An 8,849-nucleotide genomic window follows, 5' to 3' on the forward strand; every position below is an offset into this window, starting at 1 on the left:
TAAAAAACAAGAATCTCCCACGCATCATTCACCCATCTATTCTTTTAAGTAAAGTTAATTATTTAACAAATAGGGTTGACGCACACACTTAAACGCGTTATAATAACACATAATTTCATATATTTATAGCAAGGATGAGGAATAGTAAAATTATTAAAGTATAAAGAGAGCTGATGGTTGGTGAAAATCAGTTGCTTTTTGATTTGAATCTACCTCAGAGCTTTTGGGTAATACCAAACGTATTTAAGGCGATAACTTAATCGAGTGGATACAATGTATCAACTAGGGTGGCAACGCGGGTAAACTTCTCGTCCCTTTTTTGGGATGGCGGAGTTTTTTTTGAATTGTGTTAAAGAAAGGATGGTTTTATGAATATTTTAGTTGCGGAAAAAATCGCAGACGAAGGCATTGAATTTTTGAAGTCAAAAGGAATGAATGTAACAGTTGATTACGGTTTAACAAGAGAAGCACTTTTGGAAAACATTGGAGATTATGATGCGCTTATTGTAAGAAGTGTTACCAAAGTCAATGAAGAACTCTATCAACAGGCTAAAAAATTAAAAGTCGTTGGCCGAGCTGGAAATGGCGTGGATAATATCGAATTGTCTGGGGCTACAGAAAGAGGCATCATTGTTGTAAATACCCCAGACGCTAATACGGTATCAGCGGCAGAACATACAATCGCACTTATGTTATCTCTTTCAAGAAATATACCAAGAGCCGATGCTCATATAAAATCTAGGCAATGGGACAGAACCTTATTTCAAGGTGTTGAATTAATGGGTAAAACCCTTGGTGTCATTGGCCTTGGTAGGATAGGAACCATGGTTGCAACCAGAATGCAATCTTTTGGAATGGATGTCATTGCATATGACCCTTATATCAATGCAGACAAGTTCGATCAGTTTAGTGTGAAGCGTGCTAACACGCTGAATGAACTTTTAGATCTTTCCGATTTTATATCCGTACATACACCTAAGACAAAAGAAACACTTGGTATGATTAATGAAAACGCTTTGAAGCGTGTAAAAAAAGAAGTACGTATCATCAACTGTGCTCGTGGCGGAATCGTTGATGAAGAAGCACTTTACATAGCAATAAAGGAAGGTACCGTTGCCGGCGCAGCAATTGATGTACTAAAAGACGAACCCCATCCAATCTCACCTTTACTTGACCTTGAAGAAACGATTATCACCCCACATCTCGGAGCTGATACAATTGAAGCACAAAAAAATGTAGGTGAAACAATTGCTATTGAAGTCTATGAAGCTCTAAAAGGAAAATTAATTGCGAATGCTGTGAATCTACCAAGCCTTTCCGTTAATGAGCTTGAACAGATGAAACCCTTCCTTACACTTGTTGAACGCATGGGGAAACTTTACCATCAAATACACAAAGAAGTTGCCAAAACAATTGAATTCATTTATAAAGGAGATTTATCTCACCATTCAACCGAACCACTTGTACTCTCTTTTATAAAAGGGCTTTATGAAACTGTACTGGACACCCCTGTGACCTATGTTAATGCGAGACTACTAGCTGAAAACAGAGGTATCGCCATATCCGAAAGAAGGGTAAGTACCTCCGATGAATACTCAAATTCTATAGCCATAAGGCTTCATAGTAAAAATGAAATATTTGAAATAGAAGGTACTGTTTTAGGAAAGGGTGAACCACGAATTGTAGCTATCAACAATTATTCAATAGATATTGTACCAAAAGGCAATATGTTACTCATTGAAAACAACGATAGTCCCGGTATGATTGGTGCAATCGGTCATATCCTTGGTCAAAACAAGATCAATATTTCAACTATGAATGTCAGTCTTTCTCAGACTCACAAGTCTGCTATGATGCTTCTCACAGTAGACCAAACAATCAATGATGATGTTCTTTTTGAGATTCAACAGCATCCAGGCATTTTAAAAGCTTGGTCACTTAAAATATAGGAGGTTTCATAATGAATAAAAAAATTGCAGTCATCCCAGGAGATGGTATCGGTACAGAAGTTATGGAAGAAGGCATAAAGGTACTTCATCACTACTTATCACTTAAAGGGTTACCTCCTGCTGAGTTAACCCATTACCCTTGGGGATGTGAATATTATCATAACACTGGTAGAATGATGCCAGAAGACGGTATGCTCGAGCTTGAGAAATACGATGCCATCTTATTAGGTGCTGTTGGCTATCCTGGTGTTCCTGACCACATTTCTCTTAGAGAATTATTATTAAAAATCAGACAGGGCTTTGACCAATCTATAAATTTAAGACCTATCAAGTTATTAAAAGGTGCACCTTGCCCTCTAAAAAACAAAACACCTAAAGATATTGATTTTGTGGTCGTAAGAGAAAATGTTGAAGGTGAGTATTCAGGACACGGAGAATTCAAAGATGTAGGCACCAATGATGAAGCTGCTCATCAAACCGGTGTCTTCACCCAAAAAAATACCGACCGGGTTATGAAATACGCTTTTGAACTCTCTCAAAAGCGTAATAGAGCAAAAAAATTAACCAGTGCAACAAAATCCAATGCTCTTAATTACAGCATGGTATTTTGGGATAATAGGTTCAATGCTATTTCACAAAACTATCCCGATATTAAAACTGAGGTAAATCATGTTGATGCCATTAGCATGTATTTTGTACAGAGACCTGAAAGCTTTGACGTGGTTGTGGCCTCTAATCTATTTGGTGATATTATTACAGATCTTGGGGCAGCCCTTCAAGGCGGTCTAGGGTTTGCAGCAAGCGCCAATCTAAATATAGAAGGTACCTACCCTTCCATGTTTGAGCCAGTTCATGGTTCTGCACCAGAAATTGCAGGTAAACAAATCGCTAATCCTATGGCCATGATATGGACTGTAAAAATGATGCTTGACCACTTGTATCCGGAAATGACACACGATATAATTGTTGATGCCATTGAAGCCGTGCTCGTAGAAGGAAAATACCTTACTAGAGACCTAGGCGGTATATCACCAACCTCTGATGTTGGATCTGCAATATGTGATATGCTCACCACCTTAATTAAAAATACATAGGTTTAGAACAGACTCTTTCGATTATAATGGTATCGGTAAAGAAGAGAAGAAGCTTCGCTTCATTATGAGCTCTGCTCATATTTCTAAACGGTTCGAAAGGAAAGGACCTTGACGCATTCAGCTATGTTTTAAAGCTAAATGCTAGAGTTGGACTTTCCTAGAGAACAAGAAAAAAAAATACACATTCAAATCAACGCTTCCCTCTTCTTTCTGAAGCTAAGCGTAATTTTCTTAAAAACGCACCAACGAAGTGGCTTGGCAACATTGCCGGTATCGCTTGAAAATAGCTCGGCATATTTTTCTTCAAATTCTTCCAGGGTATTGGGTCTATCAAGGTAATCCATCTATTCTTAGGGTTCATCTTAAGTCTAAGGGGCTGATTAAACTCAAGGAAAGTAGGTTGAGAATCATCGGATAGAATATACATCTTTTTTAGGCTCCTACAGAATTATTTGACATAAAGTGCAAGGATAATGGTTGAATTCAGGAAATACCCTTGCACTTATTATACAAAAAATCGCTTCAAATGCAGTAAAATCAGGATTTTAAAGTTACTCAGCAGACACTAAGTAGTATCTTTATAAGTTCTAAAAACATCATATATTATTTCAGAAATAGGTTCGAAAATTTGTACGATTTGCGGATCAAATTTAATTCCCTTATTCTCCACAATAACTCTTGACGCTCCATCAAAGCTCCAAGCTTTTTTATATGGTCTTTCATGTGTAAGCGCTTCAAAAACATCAATCACACTAACAATCCTTGCATCATAAGGAATATCTTCTGAAAACAACCCTTATGGGTAGCCAGAGCCATCCCAATTTTCATGATGGTGTTTAACCACATTATGCATTGTTTTGGATAGAGTCTCACCAAAATCATCCATCATTTTTAAATCATCAGTCGCATGCTTCTTTATAATTTCAAATTCTTCTTACGTCAATTTTCCTAGTTTATTGAGAAGTGCATCTGGTACAAATATTTTACCAATATCATGGATGGAACTGGCAATAAAAATGTTATTCAACTTTTCATCTGCATAGCCACACGCTTCAGCTAAAACTTTTGTCGCTTCTGATACCCTTTTAACATGATTTGCAACTTGATGATTTCTCTTTTCAATAAGTAAACCTAAAGAAACAAACAATTGTGTTTTTTATTTATCCTTTTTATATTTGAAATAATTGCATGCAAACTAGATATGATATTTGGTTAAAGGGTCAAAACTAAGTTTCACTAAATTCACATACAATATATAGATTACGTTGATGCATTCATAACTATATATTGTATGCAAAAGTTCAACCATATAGTTTTGACACCTTAACCATATTTACTAGATAAATTTGTAGTAGTTTCTTGTCTTCAATGATTTTTTCTGCTTCGATATACAAAAAAAACCTGACGATTATATGAACTATTAAATTTAATAACAATGCTGAAAGCACCAAAATTTTTTAGATTATCTGACTTATTAAACTTCATAAAATCCGAAATATTCAAGTACTTTAGAGTAATATTTCCTATTTTTGTCAGCTCTAAATGTTTGTATTTTTCAGTAACATATTCTTTCGAGTCAAAATAAAGACCATCATCATACTCAGCAAGACTAACTAATTGAGTGGAGTCACATTTAAGCATATTTCTTAATTGGTTGGTTAAAACCACAAATAATGCATCCATAGATTTTATATTTGTTAAAACCTTCTAGTAAGCATTTGCTTTTTTAAAATCGACATAATCTAGGATCTTTGATTTCATCTGACGATCTCCCTCATGATACGAATAATATGCAGCAAATTACCAATAAACATCAATAGATTGTAACATTTCTTTGACACTCACATATACATCTATGCTTTCAACAACCTGTATATCAATATTCTTTTCCTCAAAGTCTTTAAAATGATTCTTTAAAACTTCTAAAATTTTCTTTGTTACAAAAAAACCTTTTTCTATATCCGTTTCAGGCAAGAACAAAAGATAGCTATTGGTTTCATATTGAGTAAAGGCATCTATTTTTCTTGTGTTCTTTCCCAACAATTCGTTCACTTGCTGATCCATATGCTCTATTTTACTGTCACTCTTTAACTTGATTTTCATAATAACAAAAGGACTCTTATACCGAATAAAACGTGTGAACTCATACTCGCAGTGTTTTATGAATATTTCAAATGAAAGTTGTTGTGTTGGATAATGGTCTTCGATCAATGGTTTTATTTTTTTTATTCTTTTACTGTTTTTTTTGTTAAGTGCTATGATTTTACCATACTTTTTTATGATTCTTTTAATATCGATGTTATTTAAACGTATTTTCCACACACCCTCTTCATAGACTAATTTACGTAGAAAAAACTCTTCTTCAATTCTGTTTAGTATTAAATTTCTCTCTCTAACCTTAACTTTGAAAATCAGACTTTTATCTAAAAGTCTACGGTCTATGTCTATCGAATCTGTTTGACCGATGGCTTCGACCACACAGTCAAATTCTATGAGTTGGTGAATCTCACCAATTAAAGATTGCCAACGGGAATATTCTCTTTTACTAATCCTTTTTTTATTATAAGTTGAAAGCATGTCATAAGCCGATTCATAATCCTTATGCAAAATAAAAAACAAATGCTCAAGCACGATGTGGCGGGCAGGTAAAAAAGCCACATCGAATAATGATGTTACCATACTTGTTTCAAACTTATTCATATATTTTATATGATGTCTTAACCACTGATTTTCATATTTCTTTCGGTCTATGTCCCTTGATAAGATCTCATAGGCTTCTTGAATAGCTTGAAATTTCTCTTTATCACCACCAAGATCCGGATGATGTATTTTAGATAATTGTTTGTATGCTGATTTTATAATGGCAGGACTGGCCATATAATGTACTTCAAGTATCATAAAATAATCTTTAAATATTTCTTCCATAGTATACCTTTCATCAGGAGATTAATTGCATTTTTTTTATGACTTCTACCAATTTATCGATATCCAATGGTTTTGTAGCATAAGCATCAGCGCCTTTAACAAAGGCGTCCTCTACCACTTCCTTTTCGTCAAGAGCCGTAATCATAATAATCTTTACCGGTTTTTCTACTTGATTTTGTTTTTCCAAATCTCTAATGGTTCTTAAAGTTTTTACACCATCAATTTTTGGCATCATTATATCTAAACACATCAAATCATAAGGTTCACCCTCTTTCTGAGCCAATAAAAATGCATCAATCGCCTCAATACCATTGATCACCAAGTCACAATTACCATACTCTGCTAATACCTTTGACATCAATTTTCTGCTAATTACATCATCTTCAGCTACTAATATTTTCATTTTTTTCCTCCTCATTTATGTCTTTTCTTATTTCATACAATAAGATGTCAATTAGTTCTGCACATTTTATCCAATCTTCTTTCCTAATATTCATGATGAGTTTAAAAGCCATAAGTTTATAGTCTTCTTCCTGTATCTCATCAAAATAATCCACCAACACTTGCACTTCTTCCTCGAAAGCTTCATAATTTTTTTCAAGAAATAACTTTTCCATCATTATAACCTGTTCATCTAATACCATGACACGATTTTTATCAAAGCGGGGCAGATCCGTTCTTGCAATTTTATTTTTTTTACAAGCATTAATATCTATCCATTCTCCCTTGATTAAGGCCTCAACTATTTCAGCTAATTTATCCAACTCTAATGGTTTGGTAATATAGTAATCAAAATTATGTTCCAGAATCTTATCCCGGTCTTCCTTTAACGCTAGAGCTGTTATGGCAACAATTGGAATGGTTTTGCCCTTTTTGCTTTGTCTTATAATATCAACCGCATCCAGCCCACTCATGATTGGCATTTGTATGTCCATAAGAATCAAGTCATAATGTATACTTTCATTAAATTTTTCTATGGCATCTTTTCCATGATCCGCCAGCATTACTGCATATCCAGTTGATTCAAGTTGCATCTTTATGATTTTTTGATTCACCTTATCATCTTCAGCCACTAAAATACTTTTTTGGGCCTTATTTGTAGATCGTCTTTCTTCATTTTTATTTACCGCTTCCACTTCATTTCTCAACATAATCATATCGTATGCATTTGTTGTTTTTTTTTCTAATTCAACGGGGATTTTGAAGAAAAAATCTGAACCCCTACCCTCCTGAGAGTTAAATTCTAATTCACCTTCGAGAAGTGTTATAATTTTTTTTGAAATTGCAAGTCCAAGACCTGTACCACCTTGTTTTCTAGTATAAGAACCATCTACTTGGGTAAAACTTTCAAAAATATTGTCCTTATATGCTTGAGCGATTCCAATTCCAGTATCCTTAACATGAACCTTCAGTTCATATAGGCCATTTTTATTTTCAAATAATCTATAACGTATCGATACTTTACCCACTTCAGTGAATTTTATGGCGTTATTTATAAGGTTTGTCAGGACTTGTTTTAACTTTATTGGATCACTAATTATCTTTTCTCGATAAGATGTTTCTTTGATAATTTCTAATAGGATATTTTTTTCATGTGCTTTATATTTATTTTCTTTTGCTATTTCATCTAAAAGTGCTTCAAAATCAAATGCTTTTTTTAAAACCACAAATTTGCCTGCTTCGATCTTAGATATATCCAAAATGCTATTGATAATATTCAGCAAGTTTACACTGGATGTTTTTGCTATATCTAGATTTTCTATGAGTTCTTGATCTTCTAATTTACGTCTTGTTAATTCAACCATACCAAGAATACCGTTTAAGGGTGTTCTGATTTCATGACTCATATTAGATAAGAACTCACTTTTTAAACGATTGGCTTCTTCTGCATCGTCTTTCGCTTTTCTAATGGCGGTCTCATAATTAACTTGTTCTGTAATGTCTTGCAAAATTATTAAAGTTTGAGTTTCTTCATGATTTTTGATCTTTACAAATTCAAGTTGATAATCCCGATAACTCTCTTGACCAAAGAAAATATGTTTGAATTTAACTTTCTTTTGAATATAACTTTCTTTTTCTTGGTTAATTGAAAATACACTTTCTCTAACCTGACAACCTAAACAGTTTAAAGTTGTCCCACATAATCCTTCTTTGGTATTTGAGCATTTTAATATGTCGCCTAAGAAATGGGCGCCAACTTGATAATCTGTATTTTTAAAATGATGGATGATAAAATGATTGGCCTTGATTACTTTTTGTTCTTTATCCAAAACAATCAAACCAAGTGGTAAAGCATTATTGATAATCTCCAAATTATCTTTTTGCTCAATATGCTCGTTTTCCAGTTGTATTAAGTTGGTGATATCTCTTATGCTAAGAACGACTTTGTATGCCCTTTTGACTTTTATACGTGTGATGCTCGCAGATACATATCTTCTTCCTTTGACTGGTATATCAATATAAGCCCCTTTTTCAAGGCCTCGCATGGTACCTGATTGTTGCACTTCACTGATAATTCTATCTATGATTTCACCTTTTTTCTTCGTTTTCACCTTGAAAAAATCACAGATTGATTCCTTTACTTTTGGCTCTTTACCTATAATTTCTATAGCTTTTCTATTAACATAATCCACCTTATTATTATGGTCAACAGCTATGACACCATCGCCTAATGCTTCTAATATCATATAATACTCCTGATTTTTTTTCATATTTATCACCTATAGAATCATATTTTGCCGTTTGACATGTATGTGACCATTTGAGACTTTTACTGTAACTGTCCGGCTAAAACGCTCACCGGTTTCTGCATCATCCATCTTTAAACCATAGGCTCTAATCAAATGCCCAACCATAGCTACATTCTTTTGTCCGACTAAAA

8 protein-coding genes, 1 pseudogene and 1 other annotated feature are annotated in these 8,849 nt (G+C 34.0%); of the genes and pseudogenes, 2 read left to right on the top strand and 7 right to left on the bottom strand.

The features are described from left to right. Positions 1–122: 122 nt before the first annotated feature. Positions 123–319: a binding site (T-box leader), on the top strand. Positions 320–368: 49 nt separating this feature from the next. Further along, positions 369–1,949, top strand: a complete 1,581-nt coding sequence (serA, locus tag AC6F8J_RS13805; protein ID WP_500724151.1) for a phosphoglycerate dehydrogenase — start codon at positions 369–371, stop codon at positions 1,947–1,949. A gap of 11 nt (positions 1,950–1,960) precedes the next feature. Beyond that, a complete protein-coding gene (locus tag AC6F8J_RS13810; protein WP_500724153.1) occupies positions 1,961–3,043 on the top strand; it encodes a tartrate dehydrogenase in 1,083 nt (360 codons plus the stop codon). Positions 3,044–3,233: 190 nt separating this feature from the next. Here the strand turns inward: AC6F8J_RS13810 and AC6F8J_RS13815 are convergent, their stop codons facing one another. The 7 genes and pseudogenes from AC6F8J_RS13815 to AC6F8J_RS13845 form a co-directional block, all read right to left on the bottom strand. Beyond that, positions 3,234–3,470: a hypothetical protein gene (locus AC6F8J_RS13815; protein WP_500724154.1), complete on the bottom strand. Its 237-nt coding sequence runs from the start codon at positions 3,468–3,470 to the stop codon at positions 3,234–3,236. Between the two features lie 138 nt (positions 3,471–3,608). Next, positions 3,609–4,190: pseudogene (locus AC6F8J_RS13820) on the bottom strand (HD-GYP domain-containing protein). A gap of 218 nt (positions 4,191–4,408) precedes the next feature. Continuing rightward, on the bottom strand, positions 4,409–4,726 hold the full coding sequence (locus tag AC6F8J_RS13825; RefSeq protein ID WP_500724156.1) for a hypothetical protein: 318 nt from the start codon (positions 4,724–4,726) through the stop codon (positions 4,409–4,411). A 117-nt stretch (positions 4,727–4,843) separates the two neighbouring features. Next, positions 4,844–5,968 carry a DnaJ domain-containing protein gene (locus AC6F8J_RS13830; RefSeq protein WP_500724158.1) on the bottom strand — a complete coding sequence of 375 codons (1,125 nt, stop codon included), beginning with the start codon at positions 5,966–5,968 and terminating at the stop codon, positions 4,844–4,846. A 13-nt stretch (positions 5,969–5,981) separates the two neighbouring features. Then, the gene (locus AC6F8J_RS13835; protein WP_500724160.1) at positions 5,982–6,371 is read right to left on the bottom strand and encodes a response regulator; all 390 of its coding nucleotides are present in this window, start codon (positions 6,369–6,371) and stop codon (positions 5,982–5,984) included. After that, positions 6,352–8,679: an ATP-binding protein gene (locus AC6F8J_RS13840; protein ID WP_500724162.1), complete on the bottom strand. Its 2,328-nt coding sequence runs from the start codon at positions 8,677–8,679 to the stop codon at positions 6,352–6,354. The genes AC6F8J_RS13835 and AC6F8J_RS13840 overlap by 20 nt, the downstream gene beginning before the upstream one ends. 9 nt (positions 8,680–8,688) lie before the next feature. Then, on the bottom strand, positions 8,689–8,849 hold a 161-nt coding region (locus AC6F8J_RS13845; RefSeq protein ID WP_500724164.1), incomplete at its 5' end, for a hypothetical protein.

Source organism: Petrocella sp., from assembly GCF_059865615.1.